Raw genomic sequence first — 19,856 nt, forward strand, 5'->3', positions numbered from 1 at the left:
ATATGTTCCTCAGGGTGATAATAAACTTCATCAAAAAGGAGAAGAAAGCTATATCTGTAATATTTTTCTCAACTGTGGCCGGCACTGCAGTTATTGCTACCATGCTCTCTCTTTCCCTAGAGATTGAGGACAAGGTTAAGAGGGAATTGAGGTCTTTTGGTGCAAATATAATCGTAGAGCCAGAGGTTAGGGGTCTAATGAGTCTGGCAGGCCAGCCTCATTATCTAACGGAATCTGATATCCCGAAGATAAAGACCATATTCTGGAGACATAATATCATAGGAATTGCTCCCTTTCTTGAATCATCTGTTGATGTAAGTATAAATGGAAAAATCTCTAAGTTAAATGTTATAGGCACATGGTTTGAGAGAGAACTTCCTGTTCCAGGAGAATCCGGAACATGGAAAACAGGCATATTTACAGTTGCACCATGGTGGTATATAGAGGGAAGAGTTCCTGCTAAAGGAGAGTGTCTAATAGGTTCGGCCCTGGCACAGAGATTAAAATTGACTGCCGGTGAAAGTATTACAATCGGAAAAGAAAGATTCACCATTTCTGGAATTATCTCTACTGGATCTAAGGAAGATGAATCCCTTATTATGAATCTTGAGGAGCTCCAGAGTATAAAAGGACTTCAGGGAAAGATTTCTTCTATCTGGATAAGTGCCCTAACCACACCAATGGATGAATTTGCCTATAAAGATCCATCAACAATGACACCTGCAGAATACGAAAAGTGGTACTGTACAGGATATGTAACATCTATTGCAAAACAGATAGCCGAGGTTGTCAGGGGTTCTTCTGCAAGACCTGTCTGGAGGGTTGCTGAGGCGGAGGGTAATATTCTTAAGAGATTAAAACTTGCTGTATATCTCATGAGCCTGATAACACTCCTTGCAAGTGCAATGGGACTGTCTGCAACCCTCATGAGCTCCTTTTTAAAAAGATCAAGAGAGATAGGTCTCATGAAAGCAATGGGTGGCAGTAGATTGAAGATAAGTATGCTCCTTCTTTCAGGGGTATCGGTGGTGAGCATCCTTGCATCCCTTGGAGGCTTTATTCTCTCACTCTTTCTTTCAAATATTATTGGCAAAGAGGTTTTTGGAACAGGGCTTGAGAACAGAGTCTTTCTTCTTCCCATGGCACTTGTGAGTGGAATTTTAATGAATCTCGCAGGTGCCTTTATTCCATTAAAAAGGACACTTGCTTTAAAACCTGCTATTGTGCTTAAGGGTATGGAATGAAATACCGCTGGCTTTTTTTCTTCGTAGGAAAGGCAATAAGGGAGAGACTCCAGAGGGTATTACTTATGGTCTTTGCCCTATCCCTCTCTGTGGGATTGCTTGTTGCAATGATGATTTTAAGCAGAGGTATGCGAGAGAGGCTTGCAGATGAGCTAAAGGCATACGGTGCCAATGCCATTATTACATCCTCTGAATACATAAAAGAAGAGATGGTTCAAAAAATCTTAAATATTAATGGTATAGATGAAGTTCTTCCGGAACTCTACGGAAGGGCATGCTTTAAAGAAATAATTGTAAATATAATCGGAATGCCTTTTGAAAGCATAAGGGGTCTTAGGATCACAGGAGAGGTCAGGAAAGGCTATATCCTTGCTGGAAGCAGACTCGCAAAGGCTGGAAACCTCAAAACAGGTCAGGAAGTATCACTTTCAATCCCCTGCGGAGCTCCTGAGAGAAAATTTATAATTTCAGGAACATTCGAAAAAGTGGGACCTGAAGATGATGCCATTATTATGGAGTTAAAAGAGGCACAGAAACTGCTGGGTCTTGAAGATAGAGTAAGTGTTATAATGCTCAGAATTAAACCAGAGGGCTTTGACCTTACCATGGAGCGGATACAAAAAGAATTACCTGAGCTTGAAGTAAGGGCTGTAAGACAGATAGCAACATCAGAAGAGTCATTGCTTAAAAAAACAGAACTCCTGCTTATTATTGTATCAATCGTTGTAGTCATTGCCTCTGTTATAACAGTAGCAGGGATAATGGCTGCTACAATATTTGAAAGACTAACAGACATAGCCCTCATGAAGGCGATGGGCGGTACAAACAGGCAGATAGAGGTATTCTTTACACTGGAGGCTGTTACCGCGGGCGTACTCGGTTCTATTGGAGGTCTTCTTACCGGTACTCTTGCTGCTGAGCTTATAGCATTCAGTGCATTCCAGCGGGCAGTTGGTTTTCCAATTATAGCTATTCCTGTGGCATTCTTAACAGGACTATTTCTTTCGATTTTATCAGCCATGATACCAATAAAGAGGGTTTCAGCCTACAGACCATCAATTATATTAAGAGGAGAGATATGATAAAGGTGAGAGGTCTTAAAAAGATCTATCCCTCCGCAGTTGCCCTGAGAGGAGTTGATGTTGATATTATGGAAAATGAGTGGGTCTCTATAATGGGGCCATCCGGTTCGGGTAAATCTACTTTATTAAATATCCTGGGCGGGCTTGATTACCCAACAGAGGGTTCTGTTAACTATGATGGAAAAGAAATAACCAGCTTTAATGAGGATGAGCTTGCCAAATTCAGGCGTGAGAATATAGGCTTTGTCTTTCAGCAATCCCACCTCATACCTTACCTGACTGCTCTTGAGAATGTGATGCTTGCCCAGTACTTCCACAGCATTGTTGATGAAGAGGAAGCAAAAGAGGCACTCAGAAGGGTAGGTCTTGGTCACAGGCTAAATCACAGACCATCTGAACTCTCAGGTGGTGAGCAGCAGAGGGTATGTATTGCAAGGGCATTAATAAATTCTCCAAGGGTGCTCCTTGCAGATGAGCCTACAGGGAATCTTGACAGAGAGAATACAAGGATGATTCTTGAGCTCCTTAGAGACCTTCACAGAANTGAAGGCTTTACTATTGTACTTGTTACCCATGATCCCTTTGTGGCATCCTGGGGTAAGAGGCTTATATCCATGGAGGATGGAAGGATAATAAAGGATGAGCCTGTTCATTCCTGAGGCATTTCTTGCAGCTTTAAAGACATCAATTGCCCTGAGCCTTTCTTTGCTTATTATCAACTCCTGTCCAGGCTCGGGAAAGTTTGAAAGGAGTTCCCTGCATATAATTATTTTAATATCATGGTTTGTGCTTCTCTTTATTGCTGGAACCTTTATAGAGCTCGATGTATTTTATAAGGACCAGATCAGAAGGGCGTCTGCCTATTTCTTTGGTCTGTTACTGATAACTGCTTTTTTTTCAGCTGGTTTATCATCAGGGAGAGATTTTAGATTAATCTATATAATTCTTGTAATGCTCCTTTATACTTCTGATGTATTAAGCCTCTCCTTTTTTCTTAAGGATCTTTCTGTAATGAGAGAGAACTATGGGGGAGCTTATGCAGGAGGATTAACAGGAGCTATATCAGGATTTTTACTTCTTCTTTTTGAAAAAAAGATAACCCCGAAGTTATCTCCCTATCTTTCCTTTACAGGACTTCTCTTCAGTCTTTCCGGTATAAAGCTCCTTCTTGGAGGCACAGGTGGATATGCTGAGTTTTCCCTTATACCTGCAGTCCAGAAAGGGCTCATGAAGTTCTTCCATGACCTTGTCCACCAGATCTTTGTTTTTTTAATGGTCCCTGACCATCCTCTTCTTAAGACAACGGTATGGAACTTTATCGGTCTTGCTTTTGGAGAATTCTTTACATTGATAGCAACACTACTGATACTGGCCATTCCTCCCCTGTACATTGTCTCAAGACTTCTGAAAAGGCCTTTAGATGTTCCTGACAACCTCAAAGGAGCTGAAAGGAGAAAATACATACATGATTTCATGCTAATGAACAGAAAGAAGGCTGTCCCTATGCTTATCTTTACCCTCATCGTATGCCTTTTCTGGTTCTTTAAGGTGGAATCAGGGCCTGAGCTTTATATACCCCAGCCAGTGCCTGTGATTGAGGAGGATGGATTTATAAGGCTTAAACTAAAAGAGCCAGTTCGAGACCTGAGCGATGGGAAGATTCACAAATTCAATTTCAACAAGGATAACAGTCTCTACAGATTTTTTGTTCTCAAGAGGCCTGATGGAAGATTCACTGTCTGCCTTGATGCCTGCGAGATATGTGCACCGGAAGGATATGGACAGGCACGAGAGCATTTAATATGCATATACTGTAATACCCCCATTCCATACAGAACAGTAGGCGAGCCGGGAGGCTGTAATCCCATTCCGCTCAGCTTTATCCTTACAGAGACAGAGATAAAGATAGATGTCCAGGAGATACTTAGGAAGTGGAAACTGGTACACTCAGGTATAGGCAGAGAATGAAGGAATTTTTCAGGATCGAAAGGCTTATTAAACTTAGAAGGCTCATCTTGTGGGCATGGCTAGTATATTATCTTACCTGGAGCACATGGTCAGAAGAGGCCTTTGCCCAATTCGTCTCAGGACTTGGAAGAAGTCTTTTATGGCAGGTAGTCTTTTTGGGCTTTCTTTTTCTGCTCACTATAGAGATAATCTACAGATTCAGGAAGATAATGAAGAATAATATATTGCTTGCACTGTTCTGGCTCATACTTCCTTCAGGCATACTACTGTTCCTTTCTGGATTCTTCCTGAGTGCTACGATGAGAATGGAAACAAGAATACTGACAGGAAAGGAGGACATATTCCAGATACCCTGGTCTCAAAAAAGATACGGAGTGATGGATATTAAGCCTTCCATAAAGGAGAGATTTCTTGATATAGAGCAGGAATCACCATCACCCATATTCACGACAGAGCCTGTGGTCTTGCTAACCGATTTCAGGAATACCTACAGAGTGGGTGTATACCCACCCCGCAGGATTGATGGCACATTCTTTCATATACTTAATTTTAATATAGCACCATCCATAGAGGTAAAAAACAGAGAAGGCGAACTTGTCCTTAAAGGTGATCTGGCCCTGCGGATACTTCCAGCAGGCAGTACTGATTATGCAGTACTTGAAGGTCTTCCTTACAGAATAACCATGAAACTTCTTCCATCAAAGGAGATAAAAAAGGGCGATATCCTTGCAAAGGAATATAATCTCAATGACAGACTCTATGAGTTAAAGGTCTTCAGGATAATAAATCCTGAGGAGGCGGGAACTCTAATTGCAGAGGGTAAATCAGTAAGTCCTTTAAAATTTGATAATTATACCATTACAGTTACAGGTCATACCTACTGGGTACTTCTTGAGATAGTAAAGGATGATGCAGTCTATGTAATTGTAGCAGGCTTGATTCTGATAATTACTGGCTTAATTTTTAGGATAATACTTTTGCCATGGTGGTTAAAAGAACTAAAAAGACCTTAAATTAAGGGTAAAAATACTCTATCTCTTTTTACAAGCCTATTTTCTTTAATTCTATTTCTTCGTTATCTCTACAAGAAGCTGGATTACTGTATCAATCCTCTGATTCAGCTGACCCATCTCCTGCCTTAACTGACCTATCTGAGTGTCTATCTTGTTATTAATCTTCTCCTCAACTGATCCTATCTCCTGCCTAAGCTGTCCTACCTCCTGCCTTAACTGACCTATCTGCATATCTATTTTATTATTAAGATATCGGAAATCCTCTTCCTGCCTCTTTTTTATGTCTTCAATACCCCTTTTTAATTCCTCTGTTCGCTCTTCGACAACCTGATAAATAAGCTCAAGGGTTACTTTTTTGACTAACTGTTTAACTGTTTCTCTCATAAAAGATTTCCTTTCTACTTATTCTTAATAAGATGTCAATACAAGAAAAATCCTAAAATTTTCTTTAATTTTTGTTTAATTAACCTCTTAGAAGCTCTTAAATATCCCTATGCCGAATCTCACAGGTATCTCCCTGGACTTTTCAAAGAGATAAAGATTCTTTGATACAATCAGTGGGTATTTGTACTCCATCTCACCTATCTTTCCAGGTATGATGCCTGATAATTCTCCAACTGCTGTAATGAGCTTTCCCTTTGTGTAGATTGCTGGATCAAGATAACCTTCATATTTGATCATGAACCTACCCCTTGAGAGCTCTGTATCCTCGGGTCTTCCTCTTGAATCCAGCGGCCTTTCAAGAATTTCTATATAGGTGGCATCCTTAGTATTTGCAGTTGAGAGTATCAATCCACCAAGCATTACAGTCTTACCTCTGTGAGCTTCGGGGTCTTTAAAAATCATCTCGGGTGTCAGGGCAACATCAACTTGAGATCTCAATTCCCGGGGTACTACATGGGCGCAGGAGGAAAAAAGGAAGGCTATACATGTAAGCAGAAATATCAATACTATCTTTTTCATGTTTAATTATTAATTAACAGAGCGCGCTTTGTCAAGGTATGATAAAAGAAAAGATTATTGAAGTCTCTTTTAAAAAGAGGAAAAGACGCAAATTCCATTCACACCTCATAGGCTACATAAATATTAAAAGAAAAGTATTGCCTTTTACGGTAGAGCTCAGCATCGAAGTCGAGAAGTCAATAATAAAATATATTAAAACCTCTAAGAAGATTAATTGAAGAGCTATATTCTTCTTGAGAATATAAAGGCTCCAAAGAAAAATAATGCAAGAAGAAGGCTTATCGTACCTCCTGTAGGTATATTAAAGTAAAAAGACAGAAATATTCCGCCTATTACTGATATAAGGGAAACAATACAGGATAATGTTATCATCCTGAGAAATCTTTTTGTGAGGAGATGGGCTGTAGCACCCGGTATTACCAACAGAGCAGATATAAGTATAATTCCAACAAGTTTTATACCCAGTACAATAGCCACAGCCATGCTTAGGAGAAAGAGTGCCTTTATAGCCCGTACCTTTATACCGCTTACAAAGGCAAGTTCTTCATTGAAGGTGATCAGATAAAGTTCTTTTAATATTAGGGCGGTAAGACCGAGCAGGATGAGTATTATAATTGAACCTGTTAGTGCCTCTGATTCTGTGATTGCAAGTATGCTTCCAAAGAGGTAGCCGAATAGGTCAACATTATATTTTCCTGATATGCCTATAAGAACAATTCCAAGTGCCATTGATGCTGTAAAGAATATGCCTATTGATGTATCCTCTGCCAGTCTTCCCTCTGAGCTGACAAATTCTATTCCATAGGAGACTAAGAGACTGTAAAGGATCGCACTTAATAAGGGATTTATTCCCAGTATAAAGCCAATTGCCACGCCACCAAAGGCAGCATGTGCTATGCCTGAACCGAGGAAGGATATCCTTCTTAAGACAACAAAGACAGAGATTATGCCTGAGAATACGGCAAGTAAGGCACCGCTTATGATTGCCCTCTGGACAAATCCATAGTTCAGTACATCAAACATAGCCCCTCTTCAGCCTTTCACATCTTTCACAGGCCTCTGAATGAAGCATTATATCTACCGAGCGTCCGTAGAGCTTTGATAGCACTTCATCTGAAAGGGCATTCACAGGACTTCCATGATAATGGAGTATTCTGTTAAGACAGGCAACTTCATCCACATAACCTGAAAGGGCGCCAATGTCGTGGGAAACCATTATTATTGTAATATTTAACTTTCTCTGGAGTCCTTTAAGGAGATGATAGAAGTCTTCCTGACCGACTACATCTATACCTGTGCTTGGTTCATCAAGTATAAGTATCTTGGGACCTGCCACAAGCGCCCTGGCTGCAAGGACCCTCTGTTGCTGCCCTGCTGATAGATTACCGAAGGTCTCAAAGGCTAAACCTTCCATTCCCATAACCCTTAATACCTCGAGAGCTTTTTCTCTGTGCTCCTTTGAAGGAAACCTTATATAACCTATCTTTCCATAAAGTCCTGTCAGCACAACATCTATTGCCCTTGCCGGAAAATTCAGGTCAATCTTCAATGCCTGAGGAAGATAACCGAATAAACCTCTTTTTATTGCCTCTAAAGGAGTGCCTCCCTCTACCTTCACTGTACCCGACGATGGTTTTAATATTCCGAGGATTATCTTAAGAAGTGTAGTCTTTCCACCTCCATTTGGTCCAACTATACCGAGGAATCTTCCTTCTTCAAGAACAAGGTCTATGTCCTTAAGTATATCCTTACTTCCGATACTGTAATAAAGACCTTTTATCTCAACGGCATTCATCTTAGAGCCTTTTCAAACATTGAGAGATTATAAAGCATAAGGTTTATATAACTGTCTCTTCCTGGAATATCCCTTCCACCGATAGGATCAAGCATCAAAATCATAGCACCTGACTCCCGAGCAAGAGCCTCTACTAGATGGGTACTAAACTGGGGTTCACCGAAGATTGCCTTTGTCTTTTTCTCTCTCATAAAATCAATAATCCTTTTTATATTTCCAGGCCTCAATTCCCTGCCGGCTCCCTCTATTATGTAGATTGGGTTAAGGCCATATCTTTTAGAAAAATAATTCCAGGCAGGGTGGAGGGCAACGAATTCTTTTTTTGGGAGTTGAGATATCCTTTTTTTAATCTCTTTATGAAGGTCATCAAGCCTCTTTTTGTACTCGGTAGCATTTTCAATATAAAAATCCCTCCATCCAGGGTCAAGGCTTATTAGAGTGGCTGTAATACTGTCCACCATTGATTTTACAAGTACAGGGTCAAGCCAGTAATGAGGATCACCTTCATGGGAATGGCCGTGACCTTCCTCCACTGCCTCAAGAAGAGGTATATTTTTTGAAAGGTCAAGGATCCTTATATCTTTTTTTGCAGATCTTACAAACCTCTCTGCCCAGAACTCTAGTCCAGCTCCTATCTTTATGAAAAGCCTTGTCTTTGTTAATTCTCTTATCTCTGATGGTGCAGGTTCAAAGGCATGGGGATTGGCACCTGCAGGGATTAGTGTTCTGACCGTTACCCTCTGTCTACCTATATTTTTTGTTATATCCTCGAGAGGATAGATAGAAACAAGGATATTTAATTCTTCAGCTCCGAGATTAATAGGTATAAATAAGAACAGGGTTAAAATGAGGCGTCCAAAGATATTCTTCATAATAAAAAGCATACAGAATAAAGTATATCTGATGCAAGGGCATCTGGATTATAATAGTTAATGCCCTTTCTCAGGCTTCCTCCTGCTGTAAATTCAAGGGATTTTAGACTCTACATGGCTGGACAGATGGTGTCTCTCACCGGCACATGGATGCAGTCTGTTGCCCAGAACTGGCTTGTCTGGAGCCTGACAAACTCGTCTATTTATCTAGGAATTGTGGCTGGTGCCTCTTCACTCCCTATGCTCCTCTTTACGATTCCTGGCGGTATTATTGCTGACAGATTCTCAAAAAGGAAAATCCTGATGGCTACACAGATTCTTTCCATAATACCTGCACTATTACTGGGTATATTTATTGATCTTAGGATAATAACAGTTTTCCATATAGCCATCTTTGCCTTTTTGCTTGGTTCAATAAATGCCCTTGATGTGCCCACAAGACAATCCTTTTTAATAGAGATGGTTGGCAGAGAATCCCTAACAAGTGCTATAGCCCTAAATTCAGCAATTTTTAATGGAGCAAGGCTGATTGGCCCTGTGATAGCCGGAGTGATTATATCCTTCTTCAGCATCTCAACATGTTTTTATTTAAATGCTATAAGCTATATACCTATAATTCTTGCCCTTAACATGATGAAAAGTGAACAAAGGAATGATTCTTCAGAACTCTGGCATAGAAAAAAAGAAGGCAGAACGCTCCTTCCCGAGATAAAAGAGGCCATGGACTTCTTGAGGTCTGATCCTACAGTGTTTCACACACTCCTTCTTGTAATGGCCTTCAGCCTCTTTGGAATTCCTTATATAATCCTGCTTCCAGTAATTGCCACTGAGGTTTTCAGTTCATCTGCAGGAATATATGGCATCATGATGGGTGCCCAGGGAGCAGGCTCCCTCGCAGCAGCCCTATCTATTGCCCTGAGACAGGAAGTTAGTAATAAAAGGATGCACATCGGATTTTTTACTGTCATCTTTTCAATAGTTCTTTTTTTCTTTGCGCTCTCAAAAGAACTTTTTCTTAGCTTATTGCTCCTCTTCCTTGCTGGATTCTGTATTATAAGCCTCCTTGCTACGGCAAACAGTCTCATACAGCACAGGACACCTGACAATCTGAGGGGAAGGATCATGAGTATTTATACACTTGTATTCCTTGGAATGGCTCCAGCTGGAAATCTGCTTGTAGGTTCTCTTGCCTCTGTTGCAGGTGCGGCTACAGGCTTAAAAATTCTTTCTCTTTTAACAATGGTTGGAGGGCTGGTATTCACTGTAACCGAGAGGTATAACCGGGATTGAAGGCCCTGAATATGTTATTCTTTCTATTATGAGAATCCTTGCCATAGAGACCTCAACAGTACTTGGCGGCATTGCCATTGTTGATGATAAGGTACTTATCTCTGAGATAAGACTGAATGTATCTGTTGAACATTCAGAGAGGCTCCTGCCAGAGATAGCTCACCTTATAAAGGCCTCGGGCCTCTCAATAGAGGATATTGATGCCTTTGCCATCTCTACCGGTCCTGGCTCATTTACAGGCCTGAGAGTGGGTATGGCAACTGCGAAAGGACTTTCCTTTGCCAGCGGGAAACCCCTGATCGCAGTCTCCACACTTGAGGCAATGGCATGGAACTTACCCTATACTCACTATCCTGTCTGCACCGTGCTTGATGCAAGAAGGAATCAAGTATTCATGGCTCTTTTTAAATGGAAAGAAGAAAATTTTATAACACTTAAAGAACCATCTGTTATAGAAAGGAACAGACTTCCGGATATTGTAAGGGAGATAGTTAACAGCGAAAGAGTTATACTCATAGGAAACGGTTGTGATTTTTATAAAGAAAGAAAAGAATTCCTTATTCCTCAAGGACATCATATCCTTCCATCTCCTGCAAATGTGGCTTTTCTTGGACTGAGGATTGCAAGAGAAGGGAGGTTCTCCGATCCTCTTACGCTCACACCTCTTTATCTAAGAAAGTCTCAGGCAGAAGAGAGAGGAACTTCATCATTATGAGATCTTTTAAGATAAGGCTCATGGCCCCTCAAGATGTTCCAGAGGCTACGGAGATTGAGAGAAGCTGCTTTTCCACACCATGGTCTGAGCTTGCATTTTATAAAGAAATATATAATCCAAGGTCTCTATGTCTTGTTGCTGAGACAGAGGAAGGACTTGCCGGTTATATATGCATGAGCAGGATACTTGAGGAATGTCATATACTGAACCTTGCTGTCCATCCGCTTAAAAGAAGACAGGGAATTGGAAGTGCACTTATAAAAGAAGCACTAAATTCAGAGTTTGTCTCTTCATGTAGATACATCTATCTTGAGGTAAGGGCATCAAACATGGAAGCACGTAGACTTTATGAAAAATTTGGTTTCAAAGTGGTTGGAATAAGAAGGGCATATTATATAAATCCAGTTGAAGATGCCTTAATAATGATGCTTGAAAGATAAATGATAAACTCAGTCATGACATTTCCTTGTAAGTAATTCAAGAGCCCTTTTGTGAAGTCTTTTATTTCCTGCTGCAAGGAGTGTGGTGCTTTTCTCAAGACCCAGAGGCACATGATCAACAGGATTGCCATCCATATCAGTAAATACACCATCTGCCTCTTTCACTATGAGCCATCCTGCAGCAAAATCAAAGCTCCTTGAAGGTGCCGGACTCACAAACAGGCTTATCGAACCTGTTGCAATAAAGCATAGATCAAGGGCAGTTGCACCAAGACAGCGTGTTCTTCTTGCAGCCTGAAGGAGTGGCAATATAGCAGGAATATCTCTTTTAGGAAGCTGGGCTTCATAGGCAACAACATAAAAAGTATCATCCTGCTGGGTTTTTAAAGGGTAGTCATTCAGGAATGCTCCCCTGCCCCTTGCAGCATAGAATTCATCTCCTGTAAGTAGATTTATTATATAGGCATGACTGATAGTTCCGATGGTATCACCTTCAGCAACAGCTATAGAGGTACAGTAAAAGGGAATCCCTGTTATGGCGTTTTTGCTTCCATCTACTGGATCTATTAAAAACCTCCTGCCACCTCCCCTGATATCCTTCATGCCATATTCCTCAGAGACTATGCTTAGTGGTTCCTTCAGTCTCTCAAGTTCTTCAATAATTATCTCTTCTGCCCGCTTATCTATAGGAAATGTCCTGTCTCCTGATGCACCTCTTGGGGTTTTGATATCCGATATATCTTTATGAAGAAAGGAATATCTTAGGGATAAAAGTTCAGAAAAAAGTCTTTTTCCTATTAACCTCAGGTTTTCTATCATTAATCAAGGTCTCTCCTTGAGACTATCTCAACAATCTCTTCAGATGGCCTCTTGAATTTTTCGAGTGTACCCCTTTTTGAACCGTACCTGAATACTGTTACACCCTTACATCCTTTTTCATAGGCAAGCAGGAATGCCTTTGCCACATCCTCTGGCTTTGCACTCTTTGGTAGGTTAATTGTCTTTGATACTGCATTGTCAGTGTATTCCTGAAAGGCTGCTTGCATCTCTACATGATCCTCTGGCGGTATCTCATGGGCTGTTCTGAAGAGTCTCTTTATCCTTTGAGGTACTTCCTTTATGCCTCTGAGATTTCCCCTCTTTATCACCTTTTCCATTAATTCCTCAGAATAGAATCCCTGTTCTTTTGCCATTTTTACAAAATATTTGTTCACCTCAAAGAGTTCTGTATCAAGTATCAATCTTCTGTAGGCAATAGCAAAATAGGGCTCTATGCCACTTGAACAATCTGCAATAATTGAGAGAGTGCCCGTTGGTGCAATGGTGGTGACAGTTGCATTTCTTAAGACCGGCATTCCAGGTCTATCATATATGGAACCCTTAAAATTCGGAAAGGGTCCTCGTTTTTGTGCCAGCTCTTCGGATGCCTTCCATCCTGTATCTCTGATGAATTTCATAAGTTCTCTTGCAAGTTTAAAGGCCCTCCTTGAATTATAGGGAATTCCAAGAAGCACGAGCATATCAGCCCATCCCATAACTCCAAGACCAATCTTTCTGTTACCTTTATGCATAACCTCAATATCAGGTATGAGATATTTATTTGCATCTATTGCATTATCAAGAAATCTTACAGCAAGTTTCACGTCCTCTCCCAGTTGATCATATAGGATCTTTCCATCCTTTACATATTTTGAGAGATTCATTGAGCCAAGCACGCAAGCCTCATAGGGAAGCAGGGGCTGTTCTCCACAGGGATTGGTGCTTTCTATCTGGCCTATATGTGGTGTTGGATTTGCTCTGTTTATCCTGTCTATAAAGATAACACCGGGGTCTCCTGTTTCCCAGGCACATCTTACTATCTCATCAAATACCTCCCTTGCCCTTATCTTCCGCACAGGCTGCCCTGTCCTTGGATTTATAAGCTCATACTCCTCGTCCTTTTTGAGCGCATCCATAAAAGCATCTGTTATTGATACAGAAATATTGAAATTCTCAAGCTCTGACTTTTCCCTTTTCGCTCTCACAAAGTCGAGTATATCAGGATGGTCAACCCTTAGAATTCCCATATTTGCTCCTCTCCTGGCGCCACCCTGTTTTATGACATCTGTAGCAGTATTGTATATCTTCATAAATGATACAGGACCGCTTGCTATTCCACCTGTTGAGCGTACCACATCAGCCTTTGGTCTTAGTCTGGAAAAATTAAAACCAGTACCACCACCGCTCTGAAGTATCATGGCTGCATTCTTCAGAGTCTCAAAGATGCTTACCATAGAGTCCTCAACAGGAAGGACGAAACAGGCAGCAAGCTGCCCCATTTCCTTTCCTGCATTCATCAAAAGGGGAGAATTTGGAAGAAATCTTAGACTGGTTAAGAGTTTATAAAACCTTTCCTGCCAGTAGGAAGAATCTTCACCATAGAATTTTTCTGGATCGCTAATTGCCTTTGATACGCGCAGAAACATTCCCTCAGGAGTCTCAATAACATTTCCACTGGCATCCTTTAAAAGATATCTCGCTCTCAAAACCCTGAGGGCATTTTCTGAAAGCTCCATACAGCATTATACCACACTTTTTGTTTGGTGCACTTAATGGACACTTTTGCACCAATCTGTTATAATGAAAAAAAGAAAGGATTTTTTATGATAATCCATACCTTTTCAATTGCTCAGGGTATAGGGGAAAGACTGGAAAAACATCTCTGGCGCCATGGTATCCTCACATGGATGGATTTTATTGAAGCTGATACAATTTCAGGCATACCCAGGGAAAGGAAGGGTTATTTTGACGGAATTTTTTCAAACTACCAGAAAGCCCTGAACATTATAGATTCAGAGTTTTTTGCAAGAAATCTAAAAATAAGAGAACACTGGAGACTGTTCAGTGAACTTAAATTAAGGGCCCTCTGTCTTGATATAGAAACAAATGGCTATCAGCCAGAGAATGGTGGTTATGTTACAGTTGTAGGATTTTATGACGGGCTGGAATGCAAACAATTTATAAGGGGTGAAAACCTTACACTGGCAAACCTCCAGAAAGAGATCGATAGAGCTGACCTACTAATAACCTTTTATGGTGGAGTCTTTGACATACCTTTTCTCCTGAGGACATTTCCTGGTTTAAAGATAAATAAACCACACTTTGACCTATGTTTTGGAGCTAGAAGGCTTGGTCTCAAAGGCGGGCTAAAGAGACTGGAAACATACTTTGGGATAAAGAGGGATGAGATAGTTCAGGACCTTAATGGATACGATGCAGTCCTCCTTTGGCAGTATTACAGAAGGGGTTCAAAGGAGGCGCTTGACTTGCTTTTAGAATATAATAAAGAAGATACAGTAAACCTTTTAAACCTCTCAGAGATTATATATGAGGAACTTAGAAGATCAACAGGTATTGATGATTATACAGTCCGGAGAACTGAAATCCACTGTGCATGAATAGCTAAAAAAATCATTTGAAAATAAATTCTAACCAGATTGAGATTTAAAATAATTTAAGGAGATTCAGATTGTGATGAAGATAGCAGTAATATCTGATAGCCATGATAATCTTGATAATCTGCGAAAGGCTGTAGAGATTATTAATTCTTCTGGTGCTGTGCATGTCTTTCATGCGGGAGATTTTACCTCCCCTTTTACAATAAGGGCACTTAAAGAATTAAAATGTCCATTAACAGGTGTCTTTGGAAATAATGATGGTGATAGACTTTTACTCAGTGAAAAGTTTAATGGAAGGATTTATACCCAACCCTATACCACTACATTTAATGGTAAAAAAATAGTCCTTATGCATGAACCTGTCTTTATTGAAGCGCTGCGGGATAGCGGACACTTTGATATTATTATTTATGGTCATACTCATGAAGCAGATATAAGGCAGGAAAAGGGTGTTATAATAATCAATCCCGGAGAACTTGCTGGATGGCTTTATGGAAAACCATCCTTTGCAATATTTGACCTTGAAACCATGAAGGGCGAAATCATAAATATCAGTTGACAGAAGATAGCTTTATCTGTTATTTTAAATAAGCCTTCCAGTATGGCCAAAAATATATGATAAAAAATTCCAGTGAATGGATTGATGGCATTTAAATTTATAAACCTTCCAGAAAACCCGCAAATAACAGAAGGTGTATTCTGAACAGGTCTTAATTTAAAAGTTCTGGCTTTGTTGCCAGAGCTAAAAACAACTTATGAGAGGGGAAAATATGGAAACAGAAACCAGAACAACTCAGGAAACAAAATCAACTGTTGAGAGCATCTCCATTTCCGAACTCAAGGAGAAAACAGTTGAAGAACTTGCCCAGCTCGCAAAGGAATTTGGTGTTGAAGGTGCAAGGAGCATGAGAAAACAGGAGCTTATCTTCGCTATTCTTCAGGCTCAGACGCAGCGGGCAGGAAACATATTTGCTGAGGGCGTGCTTGAGATTCTTCCTGATGGTTTTGGATTCCTGAGATCACCGGATTACAGCTATCTTCCAGGTCCCGATGATATCTATGTCTCGCCCTCTCAGATCAGGAGATTTAACCTGAGGACAGGTGACCTTGTCTCAGGCCAGGTAAGACCCCCAAAGGAAAATGAAAGATACTTTGCCCTTTTAAAGGTAGAAGCAATCAATCATGAACCACCTGAAGAGAATATAACAAGGCCGCTTTTTGATAATCTTACACCCTATTATCCAACGAGAAGAATCAAGCTTGAATACACACCCACTGATTATTCCACAAGGGTAATGGAACTCATAACACCAATAGGATTCGGGCAGAGGGGTCTGATAGTTGCTGCACCGAGGACCGGAAAGACGATGCTCCTCCAGTCAATTGCAAAGGCAATAAGAAAGAATCATCCAGATGTCCATTTGATTATTCTCCTTATTGATGAAAGACCGGAAGAGGTTACAGACTGGAAGAGACAGGTCAATGGTGCAGAGATAATAAGTTCCACCTTTGATGAGCCCCCAAACAGGCACTGCCAGGTCTCTGAAATAGTCATTGAAAGAGCCAAGAGGCTTGTGGAGATAAAGAGGGATGTGGTAATACTCCTTGACAGCATCACAAGACTTGCCAGGGCCTATAATGCCATAATTCCAACAAGCGGAAAGGTACTTTCAGGCGGACTTGATGCTAATGCCCTGCAGAAGCCGAAAAGATTCTTTGGCACTGCAAGGAATATTGAGGGCGGCGGAAGCCTCACAATAATAGCCACCGCACTGATAGATACGGGAAGCAGGATGGATGATGTAATATTTGAAGAATTCAAGGGAACAGGTAACATGGAACTCCACCTTGACAGAAAACTTGTTGACAAGAGGATATTCCCGAGCATTGATATAAATGCCTCTGGCACAAGGAAAGAAGAGCTTCTCGTTGAAAAGGATGTTCTTAATAAGATGTGGGTACTTAGAAAGGCACTCAGCCCTCTGAGCACAGTAGAAAGCATGGAATTTCTTCTGAGTAAACTCATGGGTACAAAAAGCAATAAGGAATTCCTTGAGATGATGAATAAATAATTAAGGGGTCGGATTGAAGATCCCAGAGCTCAGAGATGATGGCTACTGCTTTGCATGCGGAGACCTGAACCCTCGGGGATTACACCTTAACTTTATAAAAAAAGATGAAAAGGTCTCTGCTGTATTCACACCTTTAAAGATATACCAGGGATATACCGATATAGTTCATGGTGGTATTATAAGCACTTTACTTGATGAGGCAATGGTGAAGGCATGCATCCTTAACGGGATTAATGCAATTACGGCCGAAATTACGGTACGATTCAGAAAACCCCTCTTTATGGGTAATACCTGTATTGTTGAGGCATGGATTGTATCCAGAAATCCAAAATTAATCGAGACCGAATCAGTAATTAAGGACAGAGAAGGAAATATTATAGCTCAGGGCAAGGCAAAACTCATACCTGGCTGAAAGGTAATGGACTTAGATGGAGAGAGATTTTCTGCATGAGATAAGAGGCTCTGTTTTGCTACTTCTCTTTCTTATTTCTCTAACAGTAATAGTCCTCGGGTATAAATATTACAGACATACCCAGGAGTCTCCTGAATTCTGCCTTTCCTGTCATCTAATGAAAGAAGCCTATAAGACATGGCAGAGATCTCGTCACAGTGATATAGTGTGCCAGACCTGCCACAGATTGAGTCTTATTGAGCAGAACAGATTACTTGTAGCATTTGTGGCAGGTAAAAAATCTGTAACTGAGACCCATGGACGGCAAAAACCCTGGCAGTCCTGTAAGAAATGCCATTTCCCTGATATAGAACAGGGTGCTATCAGTGACAGTAAAACATTTGGTCATGCAAGACATGTATTTAGTATGAAGATCACTTGCAACGAATGCCATTTAGGTGAACTTCATGAATTCAAGCCTGAAAGCAAAGCCTGTATGAAATGCCATAGGGACAAGTTAGTTCACGGACTTGGAATGGAGGGTCTTCAGTGTCTTAACTGCCATACATTCAGTAAAGAGCCGTCTCAGAAACTAGCTTCTGAAAAAAGATGTCTGCAATGCCATAATGTTCCTAAGACAGGTCCTATGTCGGCTCTAAGGTGTTTTGACTGTCATAAACCACATGGTATGATCAAGCTTAAAGGAAGTGATTGTCTTGGACGATGCCACAGCCATGAACTTGAGGTCGGTCAGCACAGACTCCATGTAGAAAAGGCCAAGGTTGATTGTTTATTCTGCCATAAGGCGCATACATGGAGGGTAGGTAGAAAGCTGGCATCCAGAATATGCACAAAATGCCATGCCTATAGAGATCCATCAAGTTTTATATTTTAAGGCCCTTTTCCTGGTGCAGAAAGATTTGATAATTCATGCAGTAAGGACAGAAGTTTAAAGCCATGCAGGATTATTTTATCAGCCTTCTTTTCATGAGCCTGAAAGGTAGACTGATAAGCAAGATGTTTATGATAAGAATCCATGATATATGAGGCAGGCTCCGGGACATATTTCCTGACGAAAAAGCCCTCATTATCTCTACCATGTGATAGAGCGGGTTTAAGAAGGAAATTTTCTTTATGATTTCTGGAAGCCCCTCTAGTGGAAAAAATATCCCTGAAAACAAAAATAGCGGAGTCATAAAAAGGGTATAAAAGTAATTAAAGGAATCAATGCCCGGAACAGTTGCTGATGTAATAACTGATATCTCAGAGAATAAGAGCCCCGAAAGGAATATAAGTGGTATAGCCAGTATAATTGTCCATGAATCAACGAGACCTGCTATAGAGATTACAGATATAATGATTGTGCCGTAGATCAGACTCTTAGTAGCTCCCCAGAGAATTTCACCGGCTATGAGGTCATTCAGATTTACAGGTGTTGCAAGTATAGCATCAAAGGTTTTCTGGTAATGCATCCTCACATAGGTTCCATAGGTGCATTCATAGGTTGCGGCAAAGGCAGATGAAGAGGCAACTATGCCAGGTGCGATGAATTTTATATATGGTATTCCATTTATTTCTTTTAAGTATGTACTCAGTCCAATACCAAAGGCTGTGAGATAAAGCAGTGGTTCAACAAAATTAAGAACCATGCTTGATTTATAAAGTTTTCTATAAACAGTAAAATTCCTCTGCCATACGCTTATTGCCCTTTTAAGATTGAACATAGTCACCTGCTTTCATCTAGAGCTACTGCCTCACCTGTATCCTCTATTAGTCTCTTACCCGTTAGTTTCAGATAAACATCTTCAAGGGTACCACTGTATTCTTTCATAAGGTTTTCCGGGGAACCCATTGCCACTATTCTTCCTGAATCCATAATGGCTACCCTGTTACAGAGAAGCTGAGCCTCCTCCATATAATGGGTTGTCAGTATCAGGGTCCTTCCCTTTTTCTGCTCTGTTTTTATCATCTGCCAGACCTGTCTTCTGCTTAAAGGATCAAGACCTGTTGTTGGCTCATCAAGTATTAATAAATCAGGTTCATTCAGTAAGGCCCTTGCAAGGACAAGTCGTCTTTTCATCCCTCCAGAAAGTTCTTCCACATTTGTATTGAGCCTGTCATGAAGACCAACAAAATCAAGCAGTCTTTCAGCCCTTTTAAGTGCATCCTTCTTTTTTATACCAAAATATCTTGCATAAACTATGAGATTTTCTATTACAGAAAGATCCGGATCAAGGTTATTTTCCTGTGGCATAACACCAAGCCTCGACTTTATCTCAGATGGATATCTTATTACATCAAGACCAAAAACCGTAAGTATTCCCTCTGTTGGGGGCATAAAGCAATGTATCATCTTCATCACTGTTGTCTTACCGGCTCCATTTGGACCGAGGAAACCAAAACACTCCATCCCGTTTATTTCAAAATTAATCCCGTCAACAGCTCTGAATGAATCGTATTCTTTAACAAGAGCCTCTGCCCTCACTATTTCCATAATGATTATTATAAACTAATATATCCCGCTCTCAACGAAAGAGACAGTTCTTAAAAAGTCTGTATAAATATATGCTATAA

22 protein-coding genes are annotated in these 19,856 nt (G+C 40.6%); 13 read left to right on the forward strand and 9 right to left on the reverse strand.

The window, feature by feature from the left end:
• The first annotated feature begins 2 nt into the window (after positions 1-2).
• The 5 genes from N2257_00180 (at position 3) to N2257_00200 (ending at position 5,307) form a co-directional block, all read left to right on the forward strand.
• Positions 3-1,244 (forward strand): ABC transporter permease, encoded by a 1,242-nt coding sequence (locus N2257_00180; GenBank protein ID MCX7792812.1) that lies wholly within the window; start codon positions 3-5, stop codon positions 1,242-1,244.
• Entirely contained in the window at positions 1,241-2,326 is a 1,086-nt protein-coding gene (locus N2257_00185) for an ABC transporter permease (protein ID MCX7792813.1), read from the forward strand. The genes N2257_00180 and N2257_00185 overlap by 4 nt, the downstream gene beginning before the upstream one ends.
• Positions 2,323-2,985 (forward strand): ABC transporter ATP-binding protein, encoded by a 663-nt coding sequence (locus N2257_00190; GenBank protein MCX7792814.1) that lies wholly within the window; start codon positions 2,323-2,325, stop codon positions 2,983-2,985. The genes N2257_00185 and N2257_00190 overlap by 4 nt, the downstream gene beginning before the upstream one ends.
• Positions 2,966-4,294 carry a DUF2318 domain-containing protein gene (locus N2257_00195; protein MCX7792815.1) on the forward strand — a complete coding sequence of 443 codons (1,329 nt, stop codon included), beginning with the start codon at positions 2,966-2,968 and terminating at the stop codon, positions 4,292-4,294. Before N2257_00190 ends, N2257_00195 begins: the two co-directional genes overlap by 20 nt.
• Positions 4,291-5,307, forward strand: coding sequence for a hypothetical protein (locus tag N2257_00200; GenBank protein MCX7792816.1), 1,017 nt, complete (start codon positions 4,291-4,293; stop codon positions 5,305-5,307). The genes N2257_00195 and N2257_00200 overlap by 4 nt, the downstream gene beginning before the upstream one ends.
• A gap of 51 nt (positions 5,308-5,358) precedes the next feature.
• On the opposite strand, the gene N2257_00205 is transcribed toward N2257_00200, so the two are convergent.
• The 5 genes from N2257_00205 to N2257_00225 all read right to left on the reverse strand — a co-directional run bounded on the left by N2257_00205 (position 5,359) and on the right by N2257_00225 (position 8,937).
• Positions 5,359-5,691 carry a hypothetical protein gene (locus tag N2257_00205; protein MCX7792817.1) on the reverse strand — a complete coding sequence of 111 codons (333 nt, stop codon included), beginning with the start codon at positions 5,689-5,691 and terminating at the stop codon, positions 5,359-5,361.
• Positions 5,692-5,778: 87 nt separating this feature from the next.
• Positions 5,779-6,270 carry a Slp family lipoprotein gene (locus N2257_00210; GenBank protein ID MCX7792818.1) on the reverse strand — a complete coding sequence of 164 codons (492 nt, stop codon included), beginning with the start codon at positions 6,268-6,270 and terminating at the stop codon, positions 5,779-5,781.
• 222 nt (positions 6,271-6,492) lie between these two features.
• Entirely contained in the window at positions 6,493-7,293 is an 801-nt protein-coding gene (locus tag N2257_00215; protein MCX7792819.1) for a metal ABC transporter permease, read from the reverse strand.
• Positions 7,286-8,065 (reverse strand): metal ABC transporter ATP-binding protein, encoded by a 780-nt coding sequence (locus N2257_00220; protein MCX7792820.1) that lies wholly within the window; start codon positions 8,063-8,065, stop codon positions 7,286-7,288. The genes N2257_00215 and N2257_00220 overlap by 8 nt, the downstream gene beginning before the upstream one ends.
• Positions 8,062-8,937, reverse strand: coding sequence for a metal ABC transporter substrate-binding protein (locus N2257_00225; GenBank protein ID MCX7792821.1), 876 nt, complete (start codon positions 8,935-8,937; stop codon positions 8,062-8,064). The genes N2257_00220 and N2257_00225 overlap by 4 nt, the downstream gene beginning before the upstream one ends.
• Positions 8,938-8,997: 60 nt before the next feature.
• Here N2257_00225 and N2257_00230 point away from each other — a divergent pair, with 60 nt between their 5' ends.
• The 3 genes from N2257_00230 to rimI are packed head-to-tail and all read left to right on the forward strand — an operon-like array spanning position 8,998 to position 11,382.
• Complete coding sequence (locus tag N2257_00230; protein MCX7792822.1) at positions 8,998-10,227, forward strand: MFS transporter; 1,230 nt, start codon at positions 8,998-9,000, stop codon at positions 10,225-10,227.
• A gap of 28 nt (positions 10,228-10,255) precedes the next feature.
• Positions 10,256-10,942: a tRNA (adenosine(37)-N6)-threonylcarbamoyltransferase complex dimerization subunit type 1 TsaB gene (gene tsaB / locus N2257_00235; protein MCX7792823.1), complete on the forward strand. Its 687-nt coding sequence runs from the start codon at positions 10,256-10,258 to the stop codon at positions 10,940-10,942.
• Positions 10,939-11,382 (forward strand): ribosomal protein S18-alanine N-acetyltransferase, encoded by a 444-nt coding sequence (gene rimI, locus N2257_00240; GenBank protein ID MCX7792824.1) that lies wholly within the window; start codon positions 10,939-10,941, stop codon positions 11,380-11,382. Before tsaB ends, rimI begins: the two co-directional genes overlap by 4 nt.
• A 9-nt stretch (positions 11,383-11,391) precedes the next feature.
• On the opposite strand, the gene N2257_00245 is transcribed toward rimI, so the two are convergent.
• On the reverse strand, positions 11,392-12,201 hold the full coding sequence (locus tag N2257_00245; GenBank protein MCX7792825.1) for a hypothetical protein: 810 nt from the start codon (positions 12,199-12,201) through the stop codon (positions 11,392-11,394).
• Positions 12,201-13,937: an adenosylcobalamin-dependent ribonucleoside-diphosphate reductase gene (locus tag N2257_00250; protein MCX7792826.1), complete on the reverse strand. Its 1,737-nt coding sequence runs from the start codon at positions 13,935-13,937 to the stop codon at positions 12,201-12,203. The genes N2257_00245 and N2257_00250 overlap by 1 nt, the downstream gene beginning before the upstream one ends.
• A 36-nt stretch (positions 13,938-13,973) precedes the next feature.
• On the opposite strand from N2257_00250, the gene N2257_00255 reads away from it, so the two are divergent.
• The 5 genes from N2257_00255 to N2257_00275 all read left to right on the forward strand — a co-directional run bounded on the left by N2257_00255 (position 13,974) and on the right by N2257_00275 (position 18,177).
• Positions 13,974-14,819, forward strand: coding sequence for a ribonuclease H-like domain-containing protein (locus N2257_00255; GenBank protein MCX7792827.1), 846 nt, complete (start codon positions 13,974-13,976; stop codon positions 14,817-14,819).
• Between the two features lie 76 nt (positions 14,820-14,895).
• Entirely contained in the window at positions 14,896-15,378 is a 483-nt protein-coding gene (locus tag N2257_00260) for a metallophosphoesterase (GenBank protein ID MCX7792828.1), read from the forward strand.
• A 262-nt stretch (positions 15,379-15,640) separates the two neighbouring features.
• Positions 15,641-16,891 carry a transcription termination factor Rho gene (gene rho / locus N2257_00265; protein ID MCX7792829.1) on the forward strand — a complete coding sequence of 417 codons (1,251 nt, stop codon included), beginning with the start codon at positions 15,641-15,643 and terminating at the stop codon, positions 16,889-16,891.
• Positions 16,892-16,904: 13 nt separating this feature from the next.
• Positions 16,905-17,303, forward strand: coding sequence for a PaaI family thioesterase (locus N2257_00270; protein MCX7792830.1), 399 nt, complete (start codon positions 16,905-16,907; stop codon positions 17,301-17,303).
• 16 nt (positions 17,304-17,319) lie between these two features.
• Positions 17,320-18,177, forward strand: a complete 858-nt coding sequence (locus N2257_00275; GenBank protein ID MCX7792831.1) for a NapC/NirT family cytochrome c — start codon at positions 17,320-17,322, stop codon at positions 18,175-18,177.
• 70 nt (positions 18,178-18,247) lie between these two features.
• On the opposite strand, the gene N2257_00280 is transcribed toward N2257_00275, so the two are convergent.
• Both N2257_00280 and N2257_00285 read right to left on the reverse strand, forming a co-directional pair.
• Positions 18,248-19,006 carry an ABC transporter permease gene (locus tag N2257_00280; protein MCX7792832.1) on the reverse strand — a complete coding sequence of 253 codons (759 nt, stop codon included), beginning with the start codon at positions 19,004-19,006 and terminating at the stop codon, positions 18,248-18,250.
• Between the two features lie 2 nt (positions 19,007-19,008).
• On the reverse strand, positions 19,009-19,776 hold the full coding sequence (locus N2257_00285) for an ABC transporter ATP-binding protein (GenBank protein MCX7792833.1): 768 nt from the start codon (positions 19,774-19,776) through the stop codon (positions 19,009-19,011).
• Positions 19,777-19,856 lie beyond the last annotated feature (80 nt).

The sequence above is a fragment of the Thermodesulfovibrionales bacterium genome, assembly GCA_026417875.1.
Taxonomy (GTDB): Bacteria; Nitrospirota; Thermodesulfovibrionia; order Thermodesulfovibrionales; family CALJEL01; genus CALJEL01.

Excerpts from the sequence above, each read along its gene's own strand:
- N2257_00180 (MCX7792812.1), top strand. The coding sequence starts at position 3 with ATGTTCCTCAGGGTGATAATAAACTTCATCAAAAAGGAGAAGAAAGCT.
- N2257_00185 (MCX7792813.1), top strand. The coding sequence starts at position 1,241 with ATGAAATACCGCTGGCTTTTTTTCTTCGTAGGAAAGGCAATAAGGGAG.
- N2257_00195 (MCX7792815.1), top strand. The coding sequence starts at position 2,966 with ATGAGCCTGTTCATTCCTGAGGCATTTCTTGCAGCTTTAAAGACATCA.
- N2257_00200 (MCX7792816.1), top strand. The coding sequence starts at position 4,291 with ATGAAGGAATTTTTCAGGATCGAAAGGCTTATTAAACTTAGAAGGCTC.
- N2257_00205 (MCX7792817.1), bottom strand. The coding sequence starts at position 5,691 with ATGAGAGAAACAGTTAAACAGTTAGTCAAAAAAGTAACCCTTGAGCTT.
- N2257_00210 (MCX7792818.1), bottom strand. The coding sequence starts at position 6,270 with ATGAAAAAGATAGTATTGATATTTCTGCTTACATGTATAGCCTTCCTT.
- N2257_00215 (MCX7792819.1), bottom strand. The coding sequence starts at position 7,293 with ATGTTTGATGTACTGAACTATGGATTTGTCCAGAGGGCAATCATAAGC.
- N2257_00220 (MCX7792820.1), bottom strand. The coding sequence starts at position 8,065 with ATGAATGCCGTTGAGATAAAAGGTCTTTATTACAGTATCGGAAGTAAG.
- N2257_00225 (MCX7792821.1), bottom strand. The coding sequence starts at position 8,937 with ATGAAGAATATCTTTGGACGCCTCATTTTAACCCTGTTCTTATTTATA.
- N2257_00230 (MCX7792822.1), top strand. The coding sequence starts at position 8,998 with ATGCCCTTTCTCAGGCTTCCTCCTGCTGTAAATTCAAGGGATTTTAGA.
- tsaB (MCX7792823.1), top strand. The coding sequence starts at position 10,256 with ATGAGAATCCTTGCCATAGAGACCTCAACAGTACTTGGCGGCATTGCC.
- rimI (MCX7792824.1), top strand. The coding sequence starts at position 10,939 with ATGAGATCTTTTAAGATAAGGCTCATGGCCCCTCAAGATGTTCCAGAG.
- N2257_00245 (MCX7792825.1), bottom strand. The coding sequence starts at position 12,201 with ATGATAGAAAACCTGAGGTTAATAGGAAAAAGACTTTTTTCTGAACTT.
- N2257_00250 (MCX7792826.1), bottom strand. The coding sequence starts at position 13,937 with ATGGAGCTTTCAGAAAATGCCCTCAGGGTTTTGAGAGCGAGATATCTT.
- N2257_00255 (MCX7792827.1), top strand. The coding sequence starts at position 13,974 with ATGGACACTTTTGCACCAATCTGTTATAATGAAAAAAAGAAAGGATTT.
- N2257_00260 (MCX7792828.1), top strand. The coding sequence starts at position 14,896 with ATGAAGATAGCAGTAATATCTGATAGCCATGATAATCTTGATAATCTG.
- N2257_00275 (MCX7792831.1), top strand. The coding sequence starts at position 17,320 with ATGGAGAGAGATTTTCTGCATGAGATAAGAGGCTCTGTTTTGCTACTT.
- N2257_00280 (MCX7792832.1), bottom strand. The coding sequence starts at position 19,006 with ATGTTCAATCTTAAAAGGGCAATAAGCGTATGGCAGAGGAATTTTACT.
- N2257_00285 (MCX7792833.1), bottom strand. The coding sequence starts at position 19,776 with ATGGAAATAGTGAGGGCAGAGGCTCTTGTTAAAGAATACGATTCATTC.